The organism is Ruegeria sp. Alg231-54, from assembly GCF_900143525.1.
GTDB lineage: Bacteria > Pseudomonadota > Alphaproteobacteria > Rhodobacterales > Rhodobacteraceae > Ruegeria.
In genome coordinates this window covers 57,304-81,227 of sequence record NZ_FREZ01000001.1, presented here as the reverse complement: position 1 = coordinate 81,227, position 23,924 = coordinate 57,304, and the positions used below count along the sequence as shown (strand labels likewise).

Genomic DNA, 23,924 nt, shown 5'->3' with positions numbered 1-23,924 from the left:
TTACTCGAAGTTGTCCTGAACGAAACGGCTCAGCGCGCGTACGCCCCAGCCGGTTGCGCCCTTCGGGGCGTAGGATGTCTCGGACGAGACCGAAGCCACACCGGCAATATCCAGGTGAATCCACGGCATATCTTCTTTTACGAACCGCTGCAGGAACTGCGCCGCCGTGATCGAACCCGCCGGGCGCCCGCCCACGTTCTTCATATCGGCGATCCGCGACTTCAGCTGTTTGTCATAGGCTTCGCCCAACGGCATCCGCCATGCGCCTTCGTCCTCGGCCCCCGCCGCCTTCATGAAGGCATTGCAGAACGTGTCGTTGTTCGAAAATACGCCCGCGTTCTCATGCCCGAGGCCGATGATGACCGCTCCGGTCAAGGTTGCCAGATCGACCATTCCCACAGGCTTGAACCGCTCTTGCGTGTACCACATCACGTCGCACAGAACCAAACGGCCCTCGGCATCGGTGTTGATGATCTCGACCGTGTCACCCTTCATGGATTTGACCACATCGCCGGGACGGGTGGCGTTGCCCGAAGGCATGTTTTCCACCAATCCGACCAGGCCGACAACGTTGGCCTTAGCCTTGCGCTTAGCCAGCGCGCGCATGGTGCCTGCAACGACACCCGCGCCGCCCATGTCCATGGTCATGTCTTCCATGCCGCCCGCAGGTTTCAGCGAGATACCACCAGTATCGAACACCACACCCTTACCGACCAATGCCAGCGGCGCGTCATCTTTGTCGCCGCCATTCCATTGCATCACCACAACCTTCGAAGGGCTGTCCGACCCCTGCCCGACGCTTAGCAGCGTACGCATGCCCAGCTCGGCCAGTTTGTCTTCTTCCAGCACTTCGACCTCAAGCCCAAGTGCCTTCATTTCGTCCAGCCGGTCGGCGAATTCCGTGGTAGTCAGGATATTCGCAGGCTCGTTGGTCAAATCGCGGGTCATACGGACACCGTCGGCGACCGCGTAGAGCGGTGCAAACGCAGCCTCGATCTCATCTGCCTTCTGGTGGGTTATGATGACCGAACCGGCCTCATCAGAATCCTTAGTCTTGTGCGCATCAAAATCATAGCTGCGCAGCGCGATGCCCATGGCCAAATCCTCGGCTTTGACCTGATTGCCCGACATCACCAGCAGGTCCTTGCTGCCCGCCAGCTTGGCCAGCGCAGCACCGGCCTTGCGGGCCTCGGCCGGTTCCGGACGGCGCGGCAGGACCAGAACGTCCAGCGCCTCGGCTGCCATGCCGGATGGCCACGCCATCGAGATCACGTCACCGGTTTTCACCTTTTCGAAACGCTCGCTTTCGACCAGCCGAGTCACAGCCCCGCGGGTCAGGCGGTTGGCGCGACGGGCGGCGGGGTTCATTTTGCCGTCGGACGGGATGATTATGGCCACGCGCCCTTCGGCCTGCGCCATCGCATCCATGTCGGGGTCCTGGAAACGGATCGGTACAAGACTGCTCATTGCGAACTCCTCAAAATCAGTTCCCCAAGACCTAGCCCGCGCCGCGCGGCTTGACCAGATAGCAGTTTTCCCCGGCCCGCATTTGGACTACAGTCCCGGAAAAAATCCGACAGGCTCGGGGGAGAAGGTTTTGGCAAGACAGAGCAGGCATAGGCTGTCGCGCACAATTGCGTGCAGCGGTGATTCTGGTCTGTACCCGACCAAAGGCTGTTTGCGCGTCTTTTCGGCAGGAGTTCCTTCGTGATCCTCGACCGCTACTTCGCCCGCCGATTCATTCAAAGTTTCCTGGTCATCGGCAGCATTTTCCTGACGCTGATGATTCTGATCGACCTGATCGAACAGGTGCGCCGCTTTGACGATGCAAACCTGTCCTTTGGTCAGCTTTTGCAATTGACGTTGCTGAATACGCCTGCCGCGATCAGCGAAATGCTGCCGCTGCTGGTCATCCTGTCCACGATCGCGTTGTTTATCGGTCTTGCCCGCAGCTCGGAACTGGTCGTGACCCGCGCCACTGGCCGTTCAGGCATCCGCGCCCTGTTGGCCCCTGTGGTGATCGCCCTGATCATCGGCGCACTGGCGGTTGGCATGTTGAACCCCATCGCAGCCGCCACGTCGGAAGAGTACAAACAGCTTGCCGAATCCTACAAAAACAACGGCGGATCGACGCTGTCGATCAGTGCAGATGGTCTTTGGTTGCGGCAGGGATCGGCCAATGGTCAATCCGTGATCCACGCCCAGGACACATCTAACGGCGACAGGTTCACCCTTAATCAGGTGACGATCATTACCTTCGCCCCGGACGGCACACCGACCCAGCAGATCGTAGCCGACCAGGCGGATCTGGAGAACGGTACGTGGGTCCTGACCAATGCCAAGATTTGGGCGCTGGAAGGCGGTGTGAATCCAGAAACCCACGCCACTGAACACGCGCGGCTTGAGGTTCCCACATCGCTGACACGCCAACGGATTCTGGACACGCTTGGCGATCAGGATTCCGTATCGGTCTATGACCTGCCGGAACTGATCCGCGACCTGCGCGAAGCCGGGTTTTCGACCAAGCAATATGAGGTCTGGTTGCAGGTCCAACTGGCCCGCCCCTTGTTCCTGATGTCGATGGTCCTGATCGGCGCGGCCTTCACCATGCGCCACGTGCGATTTGGCGGCACCGGGATCGCGGTTCTGACCGCCGTCCTGCTGGGCTTTGGCATCTACTTCATTCGCAACTTTGCCCAAATTCTGGGGGAAAACGGTCAATTGCCTATCTTAGTCGCGGCCTGGGCCCCGCCCTTTGCAGCCATTCTTCTGTCCCTCGGCCTTTTGCTGCATGCGGAGGACGGTTGATGCGGCTTATTGCCAGTTTGTTGCTGTCCGGTGCGGTCGCGCTGGCCATGCCAGCAGGCGCATTCGCGCAATCTCCACCTGCTGCCGGTGCTGCACAGGGTACCACGCAAGAGGATCAGCCTGCCCTGCTGGTGGCTGACCGGATCTTTATCACGCCCGAGCGCAATCTGGTGGCCGAAGGGAATGTCGAAGCCTTTCAGGGCAACGCCAAGGTCACGGCCACGCGCATCACCTATGACCGCGAAACCGGCAATCTGTCGCTGGAAGGCCCGATCCGCATCGATCAAGGCGGCGAAACCACGTTGCTGGCCGATTCCGCCGAACTGGATGACGGGATCATGAACGGTCTGCTGATCGGAGCCCGCATGGTGTTCGATCAGCAGGTTCAGATCGCCTCGGTTCAGGCTGCGCGCGCGGGGGGGCGTTACACACAGTTCAGCAAGGTCTCGGCCACGTCCTGCCATGTCTGCGCCAATGGTAAACCGCCGCTGTGGCAAATCCGCGCCCGCAAGGTCACGCATGACCAGTTGGAACGCCAATTGTATTTCGAAGGGGCACAGTTCCGGATACTGGATTTCCCGGTCTTCTACTTCCCCTATCTGCGACTGCCCGACCCGACACTGGACCGCGCGACAGGCTTCCTTGTTCCGTCGATTCGCACCACATCGCAGCTGGGAACCGGCGTGCAGGTGCCGTATTTCTTTAAGCTTGGCGACCACAAGGACCTGACGCTGACCCCCTATATCTCGGGAAAAACAAGAACACTGGGCTATCGCTATCGCCAGGCATTCAAACGCGGCCGGATTGAGCTGAACGGCGCTTTCACCCGCGACGACCTACAAGAAAATGAGGATCGGGGCTATCTCTTTGCCAACGGTTATTTCTTCCTGAACAACGACTTCCGCCTTTTGTTTGACGTGAAGACAACTTCGGATAACGCTTATCTCGCGGATTATGGCCTGCCCGATTTTGACCGGTTGCGCAGCGAAATCGCGCTTGAGCGGATCAAACGCGATACCGCCTTCCGCACCAGTTTCATCCATTACAAATCCCTGCGAGACAGCGAAAATGAGGAAGTGATCCCATCGCGGATCTTCGACCTGTATTTTCAGAAACGCTACTTCCCAACCTCTGTCGGCGGTGAAGTTCGCTTGGGCTTTGTGGCCCACAATCACACACGCACCAGCGATCAGGATATCGTTGGTCGCGATGTCGCGCGTGCCACGTTCGATGCGGACTGGATGCGCAGCTGGATTTTCGCATCGGGCCTCAGGGCTGATGCCCGGTTCGGGACATCGGTGGATATCTTTGACATCCGAGATGACAGCCAGTTTCCTGACCAGGTGACCCGCGCGGCCCCCCGCGCCGCACTCACGCTGCGTTATCCGATGACCCGTCGGGAAAAGTCAGGCGCCACGCAGGTGCTTGAACCCATCGCGCAAGTCGGTTGGACGAACGTGACAGATCAGGACGTTCCCAATGACGAAAGCACCTTTCAGGAATTCGACCAGGGGAACCTGTTGTCCCTGTCACGCTTTCCGGCCCCGGATCGCCGCGAAGATGGCGCGACGGCGGTGTTCGGGGTCAATTGGGCGCGCTATGCCGCAAATGGCTGGCGCGCGCTTGCCACTGTCGGACAAGTCTTCCGCTCGACCGCTGACCCAAACTTCAACCTGACGTCGGGCCTACAGGGCACCGCCTCCGACGTGTTGTTGGCCGGTCAGTTGCAAACCGCCAATGGCTGGTCTTTGGCGGGTCGCGGCCTGTTGAATGGTGATTTCAGCTTTGCTAAGGCCGAGGTGCGCGCAGGCTGGAACAAGCCAAATGTCGGCCTGACCGGCAGCTATGTGTGGCAGGAAAAAGATCCGGCAGAAAATGCAAATGACGAGATATCCGAGATCCGGATGGATGGACGCTACCTTGTTGACCAGAACTGGTTTACTCAAGCCTATGCGCGCTATGACCTCAGCGAATCCGAGCCGATCCGATATGGGCTGGGCGTTACCTACCAGAATGAGTGTGTAAAAGTTAACATGACCGTCAGCAGGCGATTTACCTCATCATCAAGTATTGAGCCTTCGACAGAATTCGGGTTTACCGTTGCCCTGACAGGTTACTCCGTCGAGGGTGGCGGCCAACAGTACAAGAGAAGATGCAGTTGATTTCACGTTTCTCGCGAATAGTCCGTTCCGGTTGGTTAAAGCCGGTTGCACCGGCACTGGCTGCCGCTTTGCTGGCCCTGTCCACTGGTCACAGCCAGGCTCAGAGCCTGTTTTCACCTGCGATCAAGGTCAACCAGGACATTGTCACCTGGTACGAACTTCAGCAGCGCCAGCAATTCCTGACTGTTCTGGGTGCCCCTGGCGCCACCGAGGACGAAGTCCGCGACTCGCTGATCGACGAACGACTGCGCAAACAGGCCATGCGCGACGCAGGAATCGAAGTTGCACCAGAAGACATTCAGGTGGGCATTGATGAATTCGCAGCCCGTGGCCGCCTTTCGACCGATGAATTCCTGCAATTGCTGGGCGAATCCGGCGTTTCCCCCGAAACCGTACGGGATTTCGTCGCTGATCAGCTGTCGTGGCGCGATTACGTCAGTTCGCGTTTTCTGTCGCAAGCCAGGCCGAGCGACGACGAGATCAACCGGGCTTTAGGACAGGCCGGGAGCGGCGGGCTTCAGGTTCTGTTGTCGGAAATAATCATTCCGGTCACGCCGCAGACCTTAGCCCAAGCCGAATTGCTGGCCGAAGAGATTGCTCAGGTTGAAGGTTTCGATGCGTTTTCTTCTGCCGCCACGCAGTATTCAGCAGCTGGCACACGCGATGACGGCGGGCGTCTGGAATGGCTGAACCTGACAGACTTGCCCCCTGCCCTGCAACCTGTGATTCTGGGTCTCAAATCAGGCGACATCACGCAGCCTTTGTCGTTGCCCAATGCCATCGCGCTGTTCCAGTTGCGCGGATTGCGCGAAGTAAGCTCCAGCACGCCGCGTTACTCCAAGATCGACTACGCGATTTACAACATGGCCGGCGGTCGCAGCGCCGAAACTCTGGCCAGCGCTGCTCAGCTGCGCGAACAGATTGATAACTGCGACGACCTCTATGGCATCGCCAAGGATCAACCTGCCGGGGTACTGCAACGTGTCGAAGCCAGCCCGTCCGAGATCCCCCGCGACGTGGCGCTTGAGCTGTCCAAGCTGGACCTGAACGAAGTTTCCACGACGCTGACGGGAAACAACGGCCAGACTCTGAAGTTCCTGATGCTGTGTACACGCACATTGGACCGGGGCGAAGACACGACGCGCGTGGATGTGGCCAACGCCCTGACGCAACAGCGCCTGCAGGCCTTTGCCGAAAGTCTGGTCGAACAGCTCCGCGCCGACGCGACGATCATCGAGCAATGACCGCGCCCATCGCGCTAAGCTGTGGCGATCCTGCTGGCATAGGCCCCGAAATCGCCGCCAAAGCCTGGTCTGAACTGCGCGCAAGCTGTCCGTTTTTCTATATCGGGGATGCGGCTCATCTGCCCGCAGACACGCCCACGCAGCTGATCAGCGATCCGGCTCAGGCCAATGAAATCTGCGCGAATGCCCTGCCCGTTCTGCGACTGAGTTTTCCCGCCACAAACACAGCAGGCCAACCGGATCCATCCAATGCGCCCAGTGTGATCGACGCCATCGAAACCGGTGTTTCCCTGGTGCAATCCGGCGCGGCGTCGGCGCTGTGCACTGCACCGATCCACAAAAAAGCCCTGATCGACGGGGCCGGGTTCGCCTATCCCGGCCATACCGAATTTCTCGCCGCTCTGGCCGGGCGCAAGCGCGTCGTGATGATGTTGGCCAGCGATCAGCTTCGCGTGGTGCCCGCAACGATTCACATTCCGCTGTCGCGCGTCCCGTCCGAGCTCACCCCCGACCTGCTGCGCGAAACCATCGCCATTACCGCTGAAGGCCTGCGCAGACAGTTTGGTATCCCCCATCCCCGCATCGCCATTGCCGGGCTCAACCCGCATGCAGGCGAAGGCGGTAAAATGGGGCATGAAGAACTGGATTGGATCGCCCCTCTGATTTCTGATTTGCCGGGCGATACCTGCACGGTTACCGGCCCGCACCCGGCGGACACGATGTTCCACGCCGCCGCTCGCGCCCGATATGACGCCGCAATTGCCATGTATCACGATCAGGCACTGATCCCGATCAAGACACTCGACTTCGACCGTGGCGTGAACGTGACCCTCGGCCTGCCCTTCATTCGCACCTCGCCCGATCACGGCACCGCACTGGATATCGCCGGACAGGGCATAGCAAACCCTACCAGCCTGATCGAGGCGCTGAAACTGGCCCAACGGATGGCACAAAGCGCTTGATCCTTCACCTGGCTGAAAATATCCCCGCCGGAGGCAAAAAATCACTGGCGTTCCCCCCCGGACACGCGCCACGGTAATCGGATCATGAGTTCAATCGACGCCCTTCCCCCTCTGCGCGAGGTTATCGCGACACATCAACTCTCGGCGCGTAAATCGCTGGGGCAGAACTTTCTGCTGGACCTCAACCTAACGGCCAAGATCGCACGGCAGGCGGGCGATCTGACGGAATGCGACGTGCTGGAAATCGGACCCGGCCCCGGTGGTCTGACCCGTGGCCTGTTATCCGAAGGTGCGCGCAAGGTCGTTGCGGTCGAAAAAGACACTCGCTGCATCGCTGCCTTGAATGACATCGCTGCTGCTTATCCGGGTCGTCTTGAGGTCATCAACGGCGACGCCCTGGAAATCGATCCGCTGGCGCATCTGACCCCGCCGATCCGCATCGCGGCGAACCTGCCGTATAACGTTGGCACCGAATTACTGGTGCGCTGGCTAACCCCGCCCGAATGGCCGCCGTTCTGGCAAAGCCTGACGCTGATGTTCCAACGCGAAGTCGCTGAACGCATCGTTGCCCAACCCGGGGGCAAAGCCTATGGCCGCCTTGCGATCCTTGCCCAATGGCGGGCCGAGGCGCGCATTGCGATGTCCCTGCCGCCCGGGGCTTTCACGCCGCCACCAAAGGTCTCAAGCGCTGTTGTGCACCTGACGGCCTTGCCCGAACCGCGCTATACGGCGGATGCCCGGGTTTTGTCGCGCGTCGTGGCCGCAGCCTTCAACCAGCGTCGCAAGATGCTGCGCGCATCGCTAAAAGGAGTGGCGCCGGATATCGAGGACCGCCTGCTCGCGGCTGGGATTCAACCAACAGAGCGCGCCGAACAAGTCCCGCTGGAAGCTTTCTGTGCACTGGCCCGAGAAGTTCAAAAAAACTAATGCGCAAAGAAAAAGCCCCGGAGCGTAGTCCGGGGCTTTTTTGAACTCTATGGCGAAAATTACTCAGCCGCTTCCGGTGCATCACCGTTGCTTGTCGGCGCGTCCTCTGCCCCCTCTGGCGCGGGCTTTGGCTTGCGCGTACGTGGACGACGCGGTGCTTTTTCTTTTTTCGCCGGTGCTTCGGTGGCCGCCGCCGCAGCAGCATCCTTGCTCTCCGGGGTCTCAACCAAACCGGATTCCGGGGTTGCTGCCTCGGGTGTGAAATCCATCACGTCCGGTTGCGGCGCTTCGGCCGGGTCCGACTGACGGGCGGCAGCTTCGCGCTCCTGGCGCTCGGCGCGTTCGCGATCCCGCTCAGCCTGACGCTCGCGGTTCTGGCGGTCTTGCTCTTCGCGTCGCGCTTCCATTTCGCGCTGTGCCTCACTCAGCAGGCGCAGATAGTGTTCTGCGTGCTGCTGAAAGTTCTCAGCGGCCACACGGTCATTGGACAGTTGGGCGTCGCGCGCCAACTGATTATATTTGTCGATAATCTGCTGGGGCGTACCGCGCACCTTGCCTTCGGGACCCGAGCTGTCAAAAACCCGGTTTACGACATTGCCCCCAGAAGGACGGTTGCGGTTATTCTTGACCCGAGAGCGGGATTTGGAAGATCTCATTTACTTTACGTCAGCCTTGTCATTCGCTGTCGATCATCTCGCATCCTGCACTGCTCAAAAGCTTAGCTGTGACGCGATGTCGACTATTTTGGGCTTGGCGTCCGGGGCCCGCTGAACCAGCGTCAGCCCTCCGACTGGTGTTGAGTAAACACGTCCTGTGCGTGCAGACAAGGGGGTTGTCCAAAAATTCGCAGCTTTTTTACATTAATCGGCGTATTTCGGCCTCAGGTTGCCGCATTAAAGCGGCATTTTGGCAAAAACGACGCGATCGCGGCCGTCGAGATCGGGAACGATCCGTGTGGCGGTCAAACCTGCCGACTCGAACAAAGCCGCGACGCTTTGCCCCTGCGTTGGCCCGATTTCCACCAGCAGACGACCGCCGGGCAATAGAAAGTCCGGCGCACCCGCCGCGATGCGGCGATAAGCCCCCAGCCCGTCCCCTTCGTCCGTCAGCGCCATGCGCGGTTCATGCACGCGTACTTCTGGTGAAAGGTCGGCCATTTCTTGCAGTGAAATGTAGGGCGGGTTCGAAACGATCAGATCAAACTGGCCGTCAATATTCTGAAACCAGTCAGATTGCAGGATTTCCACCCGACCCTGTACCTGATGTTGCACCGCATTTGCGCTGGCCTGCAGACAGGCGGCCTCGCTCAGGTCCGCACCCACGCCCGAGGCACTGGCCCGTTCAGCCAGCAACGTGATCAGGATACAGCCTGAGCCGACACCCAGATCCAGTACATGATCGAACGGTTCGCTGAGCGCGGCTTCGATCAGCGCTTCGGTTTCCGGACGTGGGTCCAACACATCGCGGCTGACGCGGAAGCGTCGGCCATAAAACTCGCGCTCACCCAACAGATGAGACACCGGTACACGCACCGCACGCAACGAGATCAGCTGATCATAACGCTCTGCAATCTCTGGTGACAGCTCTTCGGGCGCAATCAGAGTGACCCGGCTGGCTTCGATCCGCGCTGCATGGGCCAGCAGAACACGCGCATCCCGTGCCGGGTCAGCCACGCCAGCCGCCCGCAATCGCGCTGTGGCGGCGACCATCGCCTGTGCTGCTGTCAGCGCGGCGATCATTGCGCCATATCGGCCAGCAGCCGCGCCTGATCGTCAGCTGTCAACGCGTCGATCACCTCATCCAGATCGCCTTGCATCACCTGATCCAGCTTATATAGCGTCAGATTGATGCGGTGATCGGTCATGCGCCCCTGCGGGAAATTGTAGGTTCTGATCCGCTCGGACCGATCTCCCGACCCCACTTGACTGGCCCGGTCCGCAGACCGTTCACTGTCGATCCGCTGACGTTCCTGATCATACAGCCGGGTTTTCAGCACCTGCATCGCAATCTCGCGATTGCGGTGCTGCGATTTCTCCGAGCTTGTTACAACGATCCCCGTCGGCAGGTGGGTAATCCGAACCGCCGAGTCGGTTGTGTTCACGTGCTGCCCCCCAGCGCCCGAGCTGCGCATTGTGTCGATGCGAATATCATTGGCGTCGATCTGGATGTCCACATCCTCGGCCTCGGGCAAAACCGCGACCGTCGCAGCCGAAGTATGAATGCGTCCGCCGCTTTCGGTTTCCGGCACGCGCTGCACCCGGTGGACGCCGGATTCGTACTTCATCCGGGCAAACACGTTTTCGCCCTTGATATGCGCCACGACCTCTTTAATCCCGCCCAAGTCCGAGGCCTGTTCTTCGATGATCTCAAATTTCCATCCCCGCGCTTCGGCATAGCGCTGGTACATGCGCAAAAGGTCCCCGGCGAACAGCGCGGCCTCATCCCCGCCAGTTCCGGGGCGGATTTCCAGCATCGCCGGACGTGCATCCGCCGCATCACGGGGCAACAACGCAAGCTGCAAGGCGTGTTCGGATTCGGGGATGCGGGTCTTCAACGCCGGAATTTCTTCTTCCGCCAGTTCTTTCATGTCCGGGTCGGCCAGCATCGCCTCGGCCTCGGCAAGATCGGCGACCAGCTGACGCCACGCCATGATCTGATCCACAACCGGCTTGAGGTCGGAGTATTCTTTGGCCAAGGCCGCAATATCACCACCCGAGGCACCATCTGCCATGGCCGCTTCGAGGTACTGGAATCGCTGGGTTATCTGTTCAAGTCGTTCTTCGGGGATCATCCCGGCGGTGTCTATCAATCCGGGGCTTTGGTCAAGGCCCGTCCGTGTGCTAGGTTATTGCCCATGAAACGGTTGATACTGGTTTTAATGCTGTTCGCGACACCCGCCCTGGCCGATGTGGTCGGCCCCGGAGGCAAGGTTCAGGACTGCTATTGCACCGACAAATCAGGCAGCCGCGTCGAACTGGGCGAAATGATCTGCCTGCAGGTCGACGGCCGCATGTTCATGGCGCAATGCCAGATGTCTCTGAACGTACCGATGTGGCGCGAGGTTCAGGAGGGGTGCTTGTCCTCAGGGCTGCAACAGAGCAAGCCACTCATCAACACGAGCGCGGTTTACCCCAAAATCTGACCGGCCAAACCTGAGACGAGCATAGATGCGAAGCGTGTCTCCGTCCTGTTGCACTGTCGTGTAGTCCGGAAAGCCGATCACTTTCGTACGCGTGATGTAGGTAATCATCCCTTCATCAACAGACCCGGCCAGAACTGAAGTTCGGTCTGAAACGCGTGCGAACGCATCCAGCCGCAGCAGGCCATCCGGCCCCGTTTCGACCACACGGACGACACCTCCATCAAGATCACGGTCCTGATCACCTATCGGTGCCACATGCCATTTTGCCGGGTCTGATGGTGCAAAACGAATGTATGCTCCAAGCAAAATTACCAGAACAACAATCAGCCACAGCGCCATTTTTTTCATCCCCGGACCAGCCCTTTCGCCGACCATATTCGGATCGCTTTGGCAGACAAGGTGCGAACTCTTTTACCGTGACGTCACGCCCGGCAATATGCACAGCAGTTCAAACAACAGGTTTGCTGCGGTTAGTGCCGTGTTGCCTGACGGATCGTATGGCGGCGACACCTCGACCAGATCGCATCCGACCACTTTCACACCCGACAACGCATGAATCAGTTGCAGCGCTTGCGGCGTGGTCAGCCCTCCGATTTCCGGGGTGCCGGTGCCGGGGGCATATGCAGGGTCCAGACTGTCGATGTCATAGGTGATATAGACCGGGTGGTCCCCGATCGTTTTCCGGATTTGCGAGCCGATCTCAGTCAGGTTCTGCTGCCACAGCTCCCACGCCGGGAATTGGCGAAAGCCCCAGTCCTGCGCCTCAGTAAAGTCGCTGGCCGCGTAACCCGAACCGCGAATGCCGACCTGAAAGATCTTGTCCGGGACGATCAGCTTTTCTTCATAGGCGCGGCGAAAGACAGTACCGTGCGTTTCACGTTCGCCGAACATCTCTTCATTCACGTCGGCATGGGCATCCACATGCACCAGCGCGACCGGACCATGCTTGGCCGCAATAGCGCGCAAAATCGGCAGCGTGATCGAATGGTCGCCGCCCATCGCAACCGGGATCACCGCCTGATCCAGAATTGAATCGTAGCTTTCCTTGATGATCTTCAGGCTGTCGGGCAGCGAGAACGTATTGATCGCCAGATCCCCGATATCCGCGATCTGCAGGCTGTCGAACGGAGCGGCCGAATTGGCCATATTATAGGGCCGGATCATCGCGCTTTCGCTGCGGATCTGTTTTGGCCCAAACCGCGTGCCGGACCGCCACGAGGTGCCGATATCCATCGGGATGCCCAGCACGGCCACATCCAGACCGGCCAGCGAGTCAGCCTGCGGCAACCGCATGAACGTGTTCGGCCCGGAAAACCGCGCCAGATCATTGCCGCTGATCGGTTGGTTAAAGTCTGTCATGCCCGTATTACTCCCATCCGGCTTTTGGGTGACCAGATACCGGAAAGTTGGCTAACCAAAGGTTAATCCTGCACCAGCTTGTTCCACCCCAGCAGGCAAATGATCTGAGTAGCAACATGCGCACCAGCAATGGCCGTCGCGCCAGAGGTGTCATAGGGCGGTGAGACCTCGACCACGTCGCCTCCTTTGATATTGATCCCGGCGATATCGCGCAGGATGATCTGCGCCTGAATGGAACTCAGACCACCCCAAACGGGCGTCCCGGTGCCGGGGGCAAAGGCCGGATCCAGACCGTCGATGTCAAAACTCAGGTAGACAGGGCTGTCGCCCAAAATACCTTTGACCTTTTGCGCCACTGCAGCAGGGCCAGATTCGTAGACTTCTCGCGCGTCGATGATGTTGACGCCCAGAGTGTCCTCGTTGGTCGTGCGGATACCAACCTGAACAGAGCGTTTCGGGTCCACGATGCCGGATTTCACCGCCTTGTAGAACATCGTCCCGTGATCCACGCGGGACATGTCGTCATCGGCCCAAGTGTCGGTATGCGCATCGAATTGCAGCAGAGACATCGGCCCGTATTTCTCGGCATATGCCTTGAGGATCGGGAAGCTGATATAGTGGTCCCCGCCTAACGTGACCGAAGACACATCAGCGGCCAGAATGGTGCGGATGTGGTCGGTCAACGTGTCGGGAAAGGCGGGAATATTGGCATAATCATAAGCCATATCGCCGTAATCCACGATTGCCAGCTCGCTGAGTGCATCGAACGGCCAGCCATAGGGCGCATCCGGCGATTGCAGCGCGCTGGCTTCACGGATCGCGCGGGGGCCAAGTCGGGTGCCCGGACGGTTGGTCACGGCCTGATCGAAAGGCACCCCTGTGACGGCAATATCGACGCCCTTCAGGTCCTTGGTGTAGAGACGGCGCAGGAACGATGTCGCGCCGCCAAAGGTGTTCTCATAGGACAACCCCTTGAGATCAGGATTGGTGAAAGCTTCGTCCACCTGGTTCTTTGCGTCTTCCAGTGCCATGTCTTCCCCCCGTCAGCCCAGCGGCTGCGCCTTTTCGACGATCCGTGCAAAGAACGAAGCGCCAACCGGCGCGATCTCGTCGTTGAAATTGTATTTCGGATGGTGCAGCCCGGCGCTCTCGCCCTGCCCCAGAAACAGATATGCCCCGGGGCGCGATTGCAGCATGTACGAAAAATCCTCGGCCCCCATCTCGCGGCCCATGTTGCCCACCACACGCTCGGCCCCCGACACATCGCGGGCCACCTCGGCGGCAAATCCGGCCTTTTCGCCATCGTTGATCGTGGCCGGATAGTTCTTTTCATAATCCAGCCGCGCCTCGACCCCGTACGAGGTCGCCTGCCCCTGCACAATTTGCTCCATCCGCTCGATCACCATCTGCTGAACGTTTGGGTCAAAGGTCCGGACTGTACCGTTGATGAAAGCCGTATCGGGGATCACGTTGTTCACTGTCCCGGTGTGAATTTGCGTGACCGAGACGACCAGGTCGTCCAGCGCATAATTGTTACGACTGACGATAGTCTGAATGGCCTGCGCAATCCCGCACGCCGCCATCACAGGATCGCGGGCTTCATGCGGCATGGCACCGTGACCACCAACGCCCTGAATATGAACCTCGAACGTATCCACCGCCGCCATGATCGGCCCCGGAGTGGTGTGAAACGCGCCAACGGGCAGATTTGGCGCATTGTGCAGAGCGTAAACCTGAGAGATGTCGAACCGGTCCATGATGCCTTCTTCGACCATCACGCCCGCACCGCCGCCCTCTTCTTCGGCTGGCTGAAAGATCAGCGCGACACGGCCGCGAAAATTCCGTGTCTCGGCCAGATAGCGCGCCGCGCCAAGCAGCATCGTGGTGTGCCCGTCATGACCGCAGGCGTGCATCTTGCCCGGATTGGTCGAGGCGTAGTCGACGCCCGTTTCCTCAGGGATCGGCAGCGCGTCCATATCGGCCCGCAGACCAATCGTAGGCCCCTCACCCCGCCCGTTGATGATCGCGACGATCCCGGTCTTGGCAATACCTTCGTGCAGCTCGTCCACTCCGAATTCGCGCAGACGGTCCGCTACGAACGCTGCAGTTTCATGGCATTCGAACTCCAACTCGGGGATCGAATGCAAGTGTTTGCGCCATGCGGCCATTTCGGCTGAGTAATCGGCAATTCGGTTGACGACGGGCATCTGGGGTGGACTCCTGATCGGGACTGCGGAATGGATGCATCTGACACCGGAACGAAAGGGTTCGCAATGGCCGAAAATCCTCTGATCCACGACAGCGATGCAGGTATCGAGCGCCTGTTGGAAATCATGCGCCGTCTGCGTGACCCGCAAACAGGCTGCCCGTGGGATATCGAACAGGATTTTGCCTCCATCGCCCCCTACACGATCGAAGAGGCCTATGAGGTCGCCGATGCCATCGAGCGCGAAGCCTATGATGAGCTGAAAGGCGAGCTGGGCGACCTGCTGTTCCAGTCGGTTTTTCACGCACAAATGGCCGAAGAAGCCGGGCATTTCACCTTTCAGGACGTGGTGCGGACCATGTCGGACAAGATGGTCGACCGTCACCCGCATGTATTTGGCGATGAATCCCGCGATAAATCAGCGGACCAGCAGACCGTGGATTGGGAAACCATCAAGGCGGCTGAGCGCGCCGGCAAGGAACAGAAAGGGGCGCTGGACGGTGTCGCGGCCAACCTGCCTGCCCTGTTGCGCGCGCACAAACTGCAAAAACGCGCGGCCCGCGTAGGGTTTGACTGGCCCGATGCCAGTCATGTGTTGGCCAAGATCACGGAAGAGGCTGCAGAGCTGGAGGAAGCGCGCAAGGCTAAGGACGCAGACGCGCTGGAGGATGAATTCGGCGATCTTCTGTTCGTGATGGTCAATCTGGGCCGTCATCTAGGCATCGAGCCTGAGGCCGCCCTGCGCCGCACCAATGCCAAGTTTACCCGCCGGTTCGAGCAGGTCGAGGCGCGACTGGCTGCGCGCGGTAAAATACCATCTCAAAGCGATCTCGAAGAAATGGATGCGCTGTGGGACGAGGTCAAAATTGAAGAGCACCGCGCCAATGGCAAACTCCCGCCGGTAGGTGCGACGACCGAGGTCTGAAACCGCTGGACAAGCGTGGTGACACTTGCGAGTGTCCGCGCTTCAATACCCCGGAGGCAAAGCATGGCACCGCGCAAGATCATCATCGACACCGATCCCGGGCAGGACGACGCAGTCGCCATCTTGCTGGCATTGGCAAGCCCGGAAGAGATTGATGTTCTGGGCATTACCGCCGTTGCGGGGAATGTGCCGCTGGAACTGACGGCCAAGAATGCGCGGATCGTCTGTGAACTGGCCGGCCACACGCATATCCCTGTTTATGCCGGGTGTGACCGCCCGCTAAACCGCCCTCTGGTCACAGCGGAACATGTGCACGGCAAGACCGGCCTCGACGGTCCCGTCCTGCCTGATCCGGAAATGCCGCTGGCTGACGGGCACGCGGTCGACTTCATCATCGACACCCTGCGCGCACATGAGCCGGGAACCGTCACACTTTGCCCGCTCGGCCCGCTGACCAACATCGCATCCGCCTTTCAAAAAGCGCCAGATATTGTCGACCGGGTCCAGGAAATCGCTCTGATGGGCGGTGCGTATTTTGAGGTTGGCAACATCACCCCAGCGGCGGAATTCAACATCTATGTCGATCCCGAAGCTGCTGATATCGTGTTCAAATCCGGCGTTCATGTCGTCGTTATGCCGCTAGACGTGACCCACGATGCGCTGGTCACGAAACATCGCAATGACGCCTTCCGCGCGCTCGACAGTAAGGTCGGGCATGCCGTGGCCGAGATGACGGATTTCTTCGAACGTTTCGATATAGAGAAATACGGCTCGGAAGGCGCGCCGCTGCACGACCCGTGCGTGACCGCCTATCTGATCCGGCCCGAACTGTTTTCTGGCCGACACATCAATGTTCAGATCGAAACGAAGTCCGAACTGACGATGGGTATGACCGTCGCTGATTGGTGGCGCGTGACAGACCATCCGCCCAATGCGATGTTCATTGGGGAAATCGACGCTGACGGTTTCTTTGCCCTGCTGACCGAACGGCTGGCCCGGCTATGAGCGCCGCACTTCGCCTTGCGCGCCCCGAAGATCTGGACCGCCTGATGGGCCTGGTGACCGCGTTCCACACCGAAGCCGGGATCGCGCAGGACATGGACCAGACCCGCAATGCGCTGACCCCCTTGCTAGAGGGTATTCCCCACGGTTGCGTCTACCTGATCGGTCCAGGACGCGCGCCGCTGGGCTATGCCATCCTGACGTTCGGCTGGTCGGTCGAGTTCGGCGGCATGGACGGTTTCATAGACGAAATCTACATCCGCCCGGCCGTGCGCGGCCGTGGCATCGCCACCGAAGTGCTGCTTGACCTGCCCAAAGCCCTGGCCGAGGCTGGCCTGACCGCCCTTCACCTAGAAGTCGATCGCACGAACGAGGCCGCGCATAAGCTGTACTTGCGCACCGGCTTCAAACCGCGCGATCGCTATGTCTTGATGAGCCGACAGCTCTAAAACGATAAGATACTTACGGGCGTCGCCGCCCGTCCCCCCGTGAAGGCCCTACCGGGCTTCACCGCGATACATGTAGGTCGGCGATTCCATTGCCAAAACCGGGTCACTTGCGGACACCGCCTCCCCGGTGATCGGATAAGTGCCAGGCCCCGCACAGGCTGCCAAAAATACAGTGCTGATCACTGAAGCTACGAGAAGGATTTTCGAACCAGTCATGTCGTTTCCCTTTCTGTAATGCAGGCACATTACGAGACACCGGGGTCAGACAAACAGGTAAAAGTTCACACAAAACTGAATTTATGTAGGTGTATTTCTAACAAATTTGATTTTTACAAGCGATAACAACACGTAAGACTTTGAAAAAAAATCACTCGATTTGCGAATTTTCCGCCTGGGCACCGAACAAAGGCATCTCAAAAAACAATAATGTGTCTTTCGCGATCTCCGGTATCTCGGAATATGCGTCGCGCAGTTGAAAGCCCATCGACAGATACAGACGCTTTGCCGATTCCAATGGCTTGCCCGTATCCATGCGAATACAGTCAAACCCCTGTTTACGGCACTGTTCTATCAGGGACGTCATGACCGCATATCCCGCACCGGTCCCGCGCGCGGCTTCGCAGACAAATACCCGTTTGATTTCGGCAATGCCCGGCCCGATTGTCCGGAACATTCCGCACCCGACAGCCTGCCCATCTTTCAGCGCCAACCGCACCCCTCCGTTTGGTGTGGCGTGCTCAACGTGGATCTCATCCATCAGCCGGGCATATACGTCGCGAGGGTAATAGGTCTTCACAACGCGCACAGACTTTGCGTCCAGCGTCAGCAGGAAATCGCGGTATTCCCAACACAAACGCCGAACCTCATCAAAGTGGTCCGGCGTTTCGGCTTCGATTACTTTAAGCAAAACACGATCCTCGAACAAAAACAGAGGATCAGCTTAGCATTAATGGCGTCAGTTGCGAAGGATCGACGCGCCCGCGTATTCCGCAACTTCACCCAGCGATTCCTCGATGCGGATCAGCTGGTTGTACTTGGCCAACCGGTCCGACCGCGCTAGCGAGCCGGTTTTGATCTGACCACAGTTGGTCGCGACCGCCAGATCGGCAATGGTTGCGTCCTCGGTTTCGCCCGAACGGTGCGACATCACGTTGGTATACCGTGCACGGTGCGCCATATCGACCGCGCGCAGGGTTTCAGTCAGCGATCCGATCTGGTTCACCTTGACCAGCATCGAGTTTGCACAACCGCGCTCGATCCCTTCGGCCAGGCGCACGGGGTTGGTCACAAACAGATCGTCCCCCACCAGCTGCACCTTGTCGCCGATCATATCGGTCAGGGCCTTCCAGCCGTCCCAGTCATCCTCGGACATCCCGTCTTCGATCGAGATGATCGGGTAGTCCTTGACCAGAGCCGCCAGATACTCAGCGTTTTCTTCCGACGTTAGCGAGATGTTCTCACCTGACAGGACGTATTTGCCATCCTTGAAGTATTCGGTCGCCGCACAATCCAACGCCAGGTGGATTTCCTCACCTGGCTTGTAGCCAGCCTTTTCGATGGACTGGAGGATGAAATCCAGCGCTTCGCGGGTCGAGGCGATGTTGGGAGCAAAACCACCCTCGTCTCCAACACCGGTGGCCAGACCTGCCGCCGACAACTCGCGCTTGAGGGTGTGGAACACCTCGGAGCCCATGCGCACGGCTTCGCGGATATTCGCGGCCGAGGTCGGCATGATCATGAATTCCTGAATGTCGATCGGGTTGTCGGCATGTTCGCCGCCGTTGATGATGTTCATCATCGGTACCGGCAAGACGCGGGCTGAGGTGCCGCCAACGTAGCGATATAGAGGTTGCGTGGTGAAATCTGCCGCAGCCTTGGCTGTGGCCAGCGAGACGCCCAGAATGGCGTTTGCGCCCAGACGGCTCTTGTTCTCGGTCCCGTCCAGTTCGATCATTGCGCCGTCGATGGCGACCTGCTCGGTCGCGTCATAGCCGACCAGTTCTTCGGCGATCTCACCGTTCACAGCGGCGACAGCTTCAAGCACGCCTTTGCCCATATAGCGCGATTTGTCACCGTCACGCTTTTCCACTGCTTCATACGCACCGGTTGACGCACCCGAAGGCACAGCGGCGCGGCCCATGGTGCCGTCTTCCAGAATCACGTCCACTTCGACGGTTGGGTTGCCCCGGCTGTCCAGGATTTCGCGTGCGTGGATGTCGATGATGGTACTCATGAGGCCCGTCCCTGTGGCTGCATTTGGTTGCATGCCTCATAACATCACCGAGCCAAAAGTAAACCAGCGATGTTACCGCTAACGGTTATGTTCATGGGGATTTAGGGCTAATAGCCACGTGTTTGCGCCAACGTGCGACGATCCGTCAGGCCGCAACCGCCATTGCACGCGCCAGCCGGCGTTCGCGAACAAAGGTGTACATGCCCGATCCGAGGATCAACGCGGCACCGGCCACCGTCATCAAATCAGGCCGTTCGCCAAACATCAGCATCCCTGCCGCGATGGAAAACACGAGCCGGCTGTACCGGAAAGGTGTCAGGGCCGAGGCCTCACCGATCCGCATGGCCGTCACGATGCCGTAATATCCCAGGACGCCAAAGCCGATTGCCCCCAGATACGGACCTACTTGCGTGGATTGCAGTGGAACAACTGGCTGAGCCAGAAACACCATCAGAACCACCCCGGCAAGGGCAACGGCCATGTAGGCCTGCATGGCAACAACGGACGAGGCCACACGGACGTCCAGCTTACGTGTGATCAAATCACGCGCGGCGATCGCAATTACGGTCGCGACAACGAACAGCGACTCGGGCTGAAACCCTTCCAAACCCGGGCGAATAATCATCAAGACACCAATAAAGCCTATTCCGATGGCGCTCCAACGTCGCCAACCGACCTGCTCGCCCAAAAACAGCGCCGCCCCCATAGTCACGGCCAGCGGCATCGCCTGAAAGACGGCAGCAACGGTGGACAGCTCGACCAGAGACAGCGCGGTAACAAAGGTCAGGGCTCCTACCGCCTCGGTCCCTGCCCGCGCCAGCGGCAGACCTTTCCACGCCTCCGGATCAAAGATGCGTTTACGCGTGGCCAATGACATCAGTACGAACACCAGCCCGCAGACCAGACCCAAAGCGATCATGATCTGACCCGTAGGTACAGTGATCGACAGATGCTTGATGAACATGTCCTCAAGTGCGAAGGCCGCCATCGATCCGATGATCAGCAAGATGCCGTGTACGTTGTTCATACGCGTGTCCGTTGAGATGGCGCGGGAAATTCCGCGACCTTAAGTCAGCAAAACCGTATCATCCGCGACGCCGCAAGCGATATTGCGACATGTTTCATGAATTGCCGTGCGGCAACCAATCGCGTTTCGTGATGGATCAGCCCTGTTTCAGCGGCACGCCGTACAGTTCCAACCGATGCCCTTTCAGCTTGTACCCAAGCTTGGCTGCGATCTTTTCCTGCAGGGCCTCGATCTCGGGATCGACAAATTCGATCACTTCCCCCGACTGCATGTCGATCAGATGGTCGTGGTGGTCCCTCTCGGCATCTTCATATCGTGCACGCCCGTCGCCGAATTCCAACCGCTCCAGAATCCCAGCCTCTTCGAACAGCTTCACGGTGCGATAGACCGTGGCGATCGAGATACCCGAATCCACCTTAGAGGCGCGCGCATACAGCTCTTCTACATCCGGATGGTCATCACTTTGCTGCAACACCTGAGCAATTGTGCGGCGCTGACCCGTCATGCGGAGACCTTTGGCTTCGCAACGGGCGATGATCGTGTCGGACATAGTGACCCTCAGAGTAGTTCGGGTTTCTGTCTTAATACGTCTGCGCCGCTGGCGCCACAGGGGATTTGCGCCTAAGCGACCTTGCGAAGATCAGCCCAGATCGGCAGGTGATCTGATGCGATATGCGCAGGCCGCGCTTTATGGACGCCATGTACAACGGCCTCAAGCCCAGCGCCCAGCGCGATCCGATCAAGTGCGCCCAGAGGCTGTGCAGCCGGGAAACTGGGAACCGGGGGCAAAAATCGCATGTCGGGTGCAAGATGATCGAGCACTGGCTGGCGCGACCACTCGTTGAAATCTCCGGCCCATACGGTAGGCATCTGATCCAGATCCTCATCGCAGCGCCGGAGTTGATGGATCTGTTGCCGCCGAGATGCGGGCAAAAGACCCAGATGCATCCCCATCACCCGAAGCGGCCCGATCTGGGTGTCAAACTCGACTCGAACTGCACCGCGGGGCTCTAGCCCCGGCAATTCATGGTGACCGGTCTTGCGCACGTCAATTTTATCCCCGCGCCAGATGACCGCGTTGCCGTGCCAGCCCAAGCTGCCAGCGCCGCCCAGATCGACAATCTGCCAACCGGCTTCATCCAACATGAAATGCGGTAAGGCGGCGGGTCGCGGCGGCAGCCTTTTGTCGGCCTCTTGCAGCACCACAATATCAGCCTGCATGCCTTCAATGACCTGCATTATGCGCTGAGGCTGGCGGCGAAAATCCAAGCCTACGCATTTCTGGATGTTATAGCTTGCAATCCGCAGGGTTGATTGAGGCGACATAAGGTTCCGATCAAATGGACGAACCCCAAAGTGCCACGCTGGTGGCGGGGCGCAACCCCAGTCTTCTGCAGGAGTGGCAAATAAGAGCTTTTCGCGCTGCCAAAGTGCCCAATATTCTGGCAGGCGGCGCGGTCAGGAATGCAGCGCTTGATCAACGGGGTGCTGATACTCTATCCCCGTGGAACGCGTCCAATTGAGGCCTGAAGTGGTTTCCAGCAACACATTCTCGAGCAACCGCACTTGGGCAAGCATTGTCCTGGTGATCGGTGGCATGATGTGGGGTCTCTATTGGATCCCCGTTCGGTTTCTCTTTGATCTGGGCCTGACCGGGCCCTGGCCGGGTATCGCGATGTATAGTGTTGCACTGCTGGGTCTGGTTCCCTTCATCTGGAAAGAGCGAGGAACGCTGGCCCTGCAATGGCGCGACCTCGTGTTCAGCGGTGTGTTCACCGGCGCGGCCTTCAGTCTTTATTCCATCAGCCTAGTTTATACGGATGTGGTGCGGTCGATCCTGTTATTCTACCTCACCCCGATCTGGGGCACGATTCTAGGACGGGTGTTTCTGGGTGAACGCCTGAGTTGGGGGCGGATTGCGGGCCTTGCCTGCGGTGTCGGTGGTCTGTTCGTCGTGCTGGGCGACAAAGGTAGTCTTCCCCTGCCCCAAAACAGCGGCGACTGGATGGCGTTGGCCTCGGGCATGTGCTGGGCGCTGGGTACATTGGGGCTGTACCGAACCAGCACGATCTCAGCCTCCGGTCAGGTCTTTGCCTTTGTCGCAGGCGCGCTGATCCTTTCTCTGGTCAGCCTCACGGTTCTGCCCGAACCTGTATTGCCAACAATTGTGCAGGCGGATTTTCTTTGGACCCTTCAGTTCGTACTGCTGTCGGCCTTCTACACCTTACCCATGGTGTTCATGACCATTTGGCCCGCGACCAAACTGTCCCCTGCCCGCGTCGGTATCTTGTTGATGAGCGAGGTGGTCGTCGGCCTGGCCTCGGCCGCCGCATTCTCAGGCGAGCCGTTCGGGTTGCGTGAGTTGTTGGGCGCTATCCTGATTGCCAGTGCCGCTGTGCTTGAAATCGTGCGGGACTAGGACGACCCGTTATCGCAGGTGTTGGCCTATCCTCTTCGAACAGGTATCTGTTGCGGAGTTTGATGCCCTATCAGGACGTTACCAGATGTCGACGCCAAATGCAGAACGCAGAAAGCAGCTTGAGGGGCGCGCTCTCATCTTCGCCATGGGCGGCAACCTGTTCATGGGTGCCGCGGGTATTCTGGCCGGGATCCTGTCGAACTCTAACGCGATCATGATGGACGGCCTGTATTCACTGGTCGGCTTTGGATCGGCATTCCTTGGCCGCCGTATCAGCCTGAAGATTGATGCAGGCCCCGACAAGCGCCGCCCCTTTGGCTATGCAGCGGATGAGGCGATCTTTTCCACCTTCCGCTCTTTGTCTCTGTTAGGACTGGTGCTGTTCGCCATCTCGAACGCGACTAAAAACATCTACAGCTACTACAACGGCATGATGCCTGAACCGCTGATATTCGGACCAATGTTCATCTACTTCGCTGCCATCGGCCTGACCTGCGTGTTGTTATGGGCGTTTCACTATTTCACCTGGCGGCAGACCGGGAAGGCCAGTGCGATCCTGCGTTTGGAATCCAAGGCAGCGCTGTTCGATGGTCTGTTCACGGCCGCCGCAGCAATTGGCCTTGGGGCAATCTACCTGTTCCGGGATGGGGCCCTATCGGCGATCGCACCCGTCGGTGACTCGATCATCGTACTTTTCCTGTGCGTTCTGGCGATCGGATCATATCTGCGCGACTTCCGCGGCGGGCTGGGAGAGCTGGCAAACGCCACCGCAAGCCCCGAACTTCTTGCTGCTGCGCGTCGTGCCTTGCGCCCGGCAATCGCAGAGGACGGTGGCGCATTGCGGGACATGTCCGTAACCAAACAAGGTCGGACCATTTTGATCACCGTCTACTACAACCCCCTGCGCGCGATCACCGCCGAAGAGATCGACACCCTTAACCTGCGCATGGTTCGCGATGCCCGCAGGGCAATCGACGGGGCGGATGTCTACCTGATGATCTCGCAATACGCCCGCCGTTGGCCGGATGAGGTCAATCCCTATCGTGACGAGGTCTGAGC

The 23,924-nt window shown here is 59.1% G+C and carries 26 protein-coding genes; 12 read left to right on the top strand and 14 right to left on the bottom strand.

The features are described from left to right. Complete coding sequence (locus tag DHN12_RS00420) at positions 1 to 1,467, bottom strand: leucyl aminopeptidase (protein WP_108858424.1); 1,467 nt, start codon at positions 1,465 to 1,467, stop codon at positions 1 to 3. Between the two features lie 240 nt (positions 1,468 to 1,707). Here DHN12_RS00420 and lptG point away from each other — a divergent pair, with 240 nt between their 5' ends. The 5 genes from lptG (at position 1,708) to rsmA (ending at position 8,103) form a co-directional block, all read left to right on the top strand. Continuing rightward, positions 1,708 to 2,808 (top strand): LPS export ABC transporter permease LptG, encoded by a 1,101-nt coding sequence (gene lptG, locus DHN12_RS00415; protein ID WP_058277603.1) that lies wholly within the window; start codon positions 1,708 to 1,710, stop codon positions 2,806 to 2,808. Beyond that, positions 2,808 to 4,970: an LPS-assembly protein LptD gene (locus DHN12_RS00410; RefSeq protein WP_108858423.1), complete on the top strand. Its 2,163-nt coding sequence runs from the start codon at positions 2,808 to 2,810 to the stop codon at positions 4,968 to 4,970. The genes lptG and DHN12_RS00410 overlap by 1 nt, the downstream gene beginning before the upstream one ends. Then, complete coding sequence (locus DHN12_RS00405) at positions 4,961 to 6,214, top strand: peptidylprolyl isomerase (protein ID WP_108858422.1); 1,254 nt, start codon at positions 4,961 to 4,963, stop codon at positions 6,212 to 6,214. The genes DHN12_RS00410 and DHN12_RS00405 overlap by 10 nt, the downstream gene beginning before the upstream one ends. Beyond that, positions 6,211 to 7,176 carry a 4-hydroxythreonine-4-phosphate dehydrogenase PdxA gene (gene pdxA, locus DHN12_RS00400; protein ID WP_108858421.1) on the top strand — a complete coding sequence of 322 codons (966 nt, stop codon included), beginning with the start codon at positions 6,211 to 6,213 and terminating at the stop codon, positions 7,174 to 7,176. The genes DHN12_RS00405 and pdxA overlap by 4 nt, the downstream gene beginning before the upstream one ends. 84 nt (positions 7,177 to 7,260) lie before the next feature. After that, positions 7,261 to 8,103: a 16S rRNA (adenine(1518)-N(6)/adenine(1519)-N(6))-dimethyltransferase RsmA gene (rsmA, locus tag DHN12_RS00395; protein WP_108858420.1), complete on the top strand. Its 843-nt coding sequence runs from the start codon at positions 7,261 to 7,263 to the stop codon at positions 8,101 to 8,103. A 59-nt stretch (positions 8,104 to 8,162) separates the two neighbouring features. Here the strand turns inward: rsmA and DHN12_RS00390 are convergent, their stop codons facing one another. From DHN12_RS00390 to prfA, 3 genes are all read right to left on the bottom strand, one after another. Next, entirely contained in the window at positions 8,163 to 8,759 is a 597-nt protein-coding gene (locus DHN12_RS00390) for a DUF4167 domain-containing protein (RefSeq protein WP_108858419.1), read from the bottom strand. A 237-nt stretch (positions 8,760 to 8,996) separates the two neighbouring features. Further along, positions 8,997 to 9,842 carry a peptide chain release factor N(5)-glutamine methyltransferase gene (gene prmC / locus DHN12_RS00385; protein WP_108858418.1) on the bottom strand — a complete coding sequence of 282 codons (846 nt, stop codon included), beginning with the start codon at positions 9,840 to 9,842 and terminating at the stop codon, positions 8,997 to 8,999. After that, positions 9,839 to 10,894, bottom strand: a complete 1,056-nt coding sequence (gene prfA / locus DHN12_RS00380; protein WP_108858417.1) for a peptide chain release factor 1 — start codon at positions 10,892 to 10,894, stop codon at positions 9,839 to 9,841. Before prfA ends, prmC begins: the two co-directional genes overlap by 4 nt. Before the next feature lie 63 nt (positions 10,895 to 10,957). On the opposite strand from prfA, the gene DHN12_RS00375 reads away from it, so the two are divergent. Next, complete coding sequence (locus DHN12_RS00375; RefSeq protein WP_108858416.1) at positions 10,958 to 11,245, top strand: hypothetical protein; 288 nt, start codon at positions 10,958 to 10,960, stop codon at positions 11,243 to 11,245. Here DHN12_RS00375 and DHN12_RS00370 read toward each other — a convergent pair. The 4 genes from DHN12_RS00370 to DHN12_RS00355 all read right to left on the bottom strand — a co-directional run bounded on the left by DHN12_RS00370 (position 11,186) and on the right by DHN12_RS00355 (position 14,811). Further along, positions 11,186 to 11,593, bottom strand: a complete 408-nt coding sequence (locus DHN12_RS00370; RefSeq protein WP_108859053.1) for a DUF1499 domain-containing protein — start codon at positions 11,591 to 11,593, stop codon at positions 11,186 to 11,188. The two genes, DHN12_RS00375 and DHN12_RS00370, sit on opposite strands and share 60 nt — an antisense overlap. Before the next feature lie 63 nt (positions 11,594 to 11,656). Beyond that, positions 11,657 to 12,604 carry an agmatinase gene (gene speB, locus DHN12_RS00365; RefSeq protein WP_108858415.1) on the bottom strand — a complete coding sequence of 316 codons (948 nt, stop codon included), beginning with the start codon at positions 12,602 to 12,604 and terminating at the stop codon, positions 11,657 to 11,659. A gap of 62 nt (positions 12,605 to 12,666) precedes the next feature. After that, complete coding sequence (speB, locus tag DHN12_RS00360; RefSeq protein ID WP_108858414.1) at positions 12,667 to 13,635, bottom strand: agmatinase; 969 nt, start codon at positions 13,633 to 13,635, stop codon at positions 12,667 to 12,669. Between the two features lie 12 nt (positions 13,636 to 13,647). Continuing rightward, on the bottom strand, positions 13,648 to 14,811 hold the full coding sequence (locus DHN12_RS00355) for a M20 aminoacylase family protein (RefSeq protein WP_108858413.1): 1,164 nt from the start codon (positions 14,809 to 14,811) through the stop codon (positions 13,648 to 13,650). Positions 14,812 to 14,877: 66 nt separating this feature from the next. Between DHN12_RS00355 and mazG the strand changes: the two genes are divergently transcribed. The 3 genes from mazG (at position 14,878) to DHN12_RS00340 (ending at position 17,186) form a co-directional block, all read left to right on the top strand. Continuing rightward, positions 14,878 to 15,735, top strand: a complete 858-nt coding sequence (gene mazG, locus DHN12_RS00350; protein ID WP_108859052.1) for a nucleoside triphosphate pyrophosphohydrolase — start codon at positions 14,878 to 14,880, stop codon at positions 15,733 to 15,735. Between the two features lie 63 nt (positions 15,736 to 15,798). Further along, positions 15,799 to 16,740, top strand: a complete 942-nt coding sequence (locus DHN12_RS00345) for a nucleoside hydrolase (protein ID WP_108858412.1) — start codon at positions 15,799 to 15,801, stop codon at positions 16,738 to 16,740. Further along, positions 16,737 to 17,186, top strand: coding sequence for an N-acetyltransferase (locus tag DHN12_RS00340; RefSeq protein WP_108858411.1), 450 nt, complete (start codon positions 16,737 to 16,739; stop codon positions 17,184 to 17,186). Before DHN12_RS00345 ends, DHN12_RS00340 begins: the two co-directional genes overlap by 4 nt. Positions 17,187 to 17,234: 48 nt before the next feature. Here DHN12_RS00340 and DHN12_RS24570 read toward each other — a convergent pair whose 3' ends face one another. From DHN12_RS24570 to DHN12_RS00315, 6 genes are all read right to left on the bottom strand, one after another. Then, complete coding sequence (locus tag DHN12_RS24570) at positions 17,235 to 17,402, bottom strand: hypothetical protein (RefSeq protein WP_199528541.1); 168 nt, start codon at positions 17,400 to 17,402, stop codon at positions 17,235 to 17,237. Between the two features lie 151 nt (positions 17,403 to 17,553). Further along, positions 17,554 to 18,093 (bottom strand): GNAT family N-acetyltransferase, encoded by a 540-nt coding sequence (locus DHN12_RS00335; protein ID WP_108859051.1) that lies wholly within the window; start codon positions 18,091 to 18,093, stop codon positions 17,554 to 17,556. Positions 18,094 to 18,141: 48 nt separating this feature from the next. Beyond that, a complete protein-coding gene (gene eno, locus DHN12_RS00330; protein WP_108858410.1) occupies positions 18,142 to 19,419 on the bottom strand; it encodes a phosphopyruvate hydratase in 1,278 nt (425 codons plus the stop codon). A gap of 145 nt (positions 19,420 to 19,564) precedes the next feature. Continuing rightward, complete coding sequence (locus DHN12_RS00325; protein WP_108858409.1) at positions 19,565 to 20,446, bottom strand: DMT family transporter; 882 nt, start codon at positions 20,444 to 20,446, stop codon at positions 19,565 to 19,567. A 136-nt stretch (positions 20,447 to 20,582) separates the two neighbouring features. Beyond that, positions 20,583 to 20,996, bottom strand: a complete 414-nt coding sequence (locus DHN12_RS00320; RefSeq protein ID WP_058277587.1) for a Fur family transcriptional regulator — start codon at positions 20,994 to 20,996, stop codon at positions 20,583 to 20,585. Between the two features lie 71 nt (positions 20,997 to 21,067). Beyond that, a complete protein-coding gene (locus DHN12_RS00315; RefSeq protein ID WP_108858408.1) occupies positions 21,068 to 21,772 on the bottom strand; it encodes an endonuclease/exonuclease/phosphatase family protein in 705 nt (234 codons plus the stop codon). 14 nt (positions 21,773 to 21,786) lie between these two features. Here DHN12_RS00315 and DHN12_RS24315 point away from each other — a divergent pair, with 14 nt between their 5' ends. From DHN12_RS24315 to DHN12_RS00305, 3 genes are all read left to right on the top strand, one after another. Then, on the top strand, positions 21,787 to 21,969 hold the full coding sequence (locus DHN12_RS24315) for a hypothetical protein (protein ID WP_159089936.1): 183 nt from the start codon (positions 21,787 to 21,789) through the stop codon (positions 21,967 to 21,969). A gap of 8 nt (positions 21,970 to 21,977) precedes the next feature. Next, positions 21,978 to 22,865: a DMT family transporter gene (locus tag DHN12_RS00310; RefSeq protein ID WP_108858407.1), complete on the top strand. Its 888-nt coding sequence runs from the start codon at positions 21,978 to 21,980 to the stop codon at positions 22,863 to 22,865. An 85-nt stretch (positions 22,866 to 22,950) separates the two neighbouring features. Beyond that, entirely contained in the window at positions 22,951 to 23,922 is a 972-nt protein-coding gene (locus DHN12_RS00305) for a cation transporter (protein ID WP_108858406.1), read from the top strand. Positions 23,923 to 23,924: the final 2 nt, after the last annotated feature.

Coding starts and splice junctions, on each gene's coding strand:
- DHN12_RS00420 (WP_108858424.1), bottom strand. CDS start 1,467: ATGAGCAGTCTTGTACCGATCCGTTTCCAGGACCCCGACATGGATGCG.
- DHN12_RS00410 (WP_108858423.1), top strand. CDS start 2,808: ATGCGGCTTATTGCCAGTTTGTTGCTGTCCGGTGCGGTCGCGCTGGCC.
- DHN12_RS00405 (WP_108858422.1), top strand. CDS start 4,961: ATGCAGTTGATTTCACGTTTCTCGCGAATAGTCCGTTCCGGTTGGTTA.
- pdxA (WP_108858421.1), top strand. CDS start 6,211: ATGACCGCGCCCATCGCGCTAAGCTGTGGCGATCCTGCTGGCATAGGC.
- rsmA (WP_108858420.1), top strand. CDS start 7,261: ATGAGTTCAATCGACGCCCTTCCCCCTCTGCGCGAGGTTATCGCGACA.
- DHN12_RS00390 (WP_108858419.1), bottom strand. CDS start 8,759: ATGAGATCTTCCAAATCCCGCTCTCGGGTCAAGAATAACCGCAACCGT.
- prmC (WP_108858418.1), bottom strand. CDS start 9,842: ATGATCGCCGCGCTGACAGCAGCACAGGCGATGGTCGCCGCCACAGCG.
- prfA (WP_108858417.1), bottom strand. CDS start 10,894: ATGATCCCCGAAGAACGACTTGAACAGATAACCCAGCGATTCCAGTAC.
- DHN12_RS00375 (WP_108858416.1), top strand. CDS start 10,958: ATGAAACGGTTGATACTGGTTTTAATGCTGTTCGCGACACCCGCCCTG.
- DHN12_RS00370 (WP_108859053.1), bottom strand. CDS start 11,593: ATGAAAAAAATGGCGCTGTGGCTGATTGTTGTTCTGGTAATTTTGCTT.
- speB (WP_108858415.1), bottom strand. CDS start 12,604: ATGACAGACTTTAACCAACCGATCAGCGGCAATGATCTGGCGCGGTTT.
- speB (WP_108858414.1), bottom strand. CDS start 13,635: ATGGCACTGGAAGACGCAAAGAACCAGGTGGACGAAGCTTTCACCAAT.
- DHN12_RS00355 (WP_108858413.1), bottom strand. CDS start 14,811: ATGCCCGTCGTCAACCGAATTGCCGATTACTCAGCCGAAATGGCCGCA.
- mazG (WP_108859052.1), top strand. CDS start 14,878: ATGGCCGAAAATCCTCTGATCCACGACAGCGATGCAGGTATCGAGCGC.
- DHN12_RS00345 (WP_108858412.1), top strand. CDS start 15,799: ATGGCACCGCGCAAGATCATCATCGACACCGATCCCGGGCAGGACGAC.
- DHN12_RS00340 (WP_108858411.1), top strand. CDS start 16,737: ATGAGCGCCGCACTTCGCCTTGCGCGCCCCGAAGATCTGGACCGCCTG.
- DHN12_RS24570 (WP_199528541.1), bottom strand. CDS start 17,402: ATGACTGGTTCGAAAATCCTTCTCGTAGCTTCAGTGATCAGCACTGTA.
- eno (WP_108858410.1), bottom strand. CDS start 19,419: ATGAGTACCATCATCGACATCCACGCACGCGAAATCCTGGACAGCCGG.
- DHN12_RS00325 (WP_108858409.1), bottom strand. CDS start 20,446: ATGAACAACGTACACGGCATCTTGCTGATCATCGGATCGATGGCGGCC.
- DHN12_RS00320 (WP_058277587.1), bottom strand. CDS start 20,996: ATGTCCGACACGATCATCGCCCGTTGCGAAGCCAAAGGTCTCCGCATG.
- DHN12_RS00315 (WP_108858408.1), bottom strand. CDS start 21,772: ATGTCGCCTCAATCAACCCTGCGGATTGCAAGCTATAACATCCAGAAA.
- DHN12_RS24315 (WP_159089936.1), top strand. CDS start 21,787: ATGGACGAACCCCAAAGTGCCACGCTGGTGGCGGGGCGCAACCCCAGT.
- DHN12_RS00305 (WP_108858406.1), top strand. CDS start 22,951: ATGTCGACGCCAAATGCAGAACGCAGAAAGCAGCTTGAGGGGCGCGCT.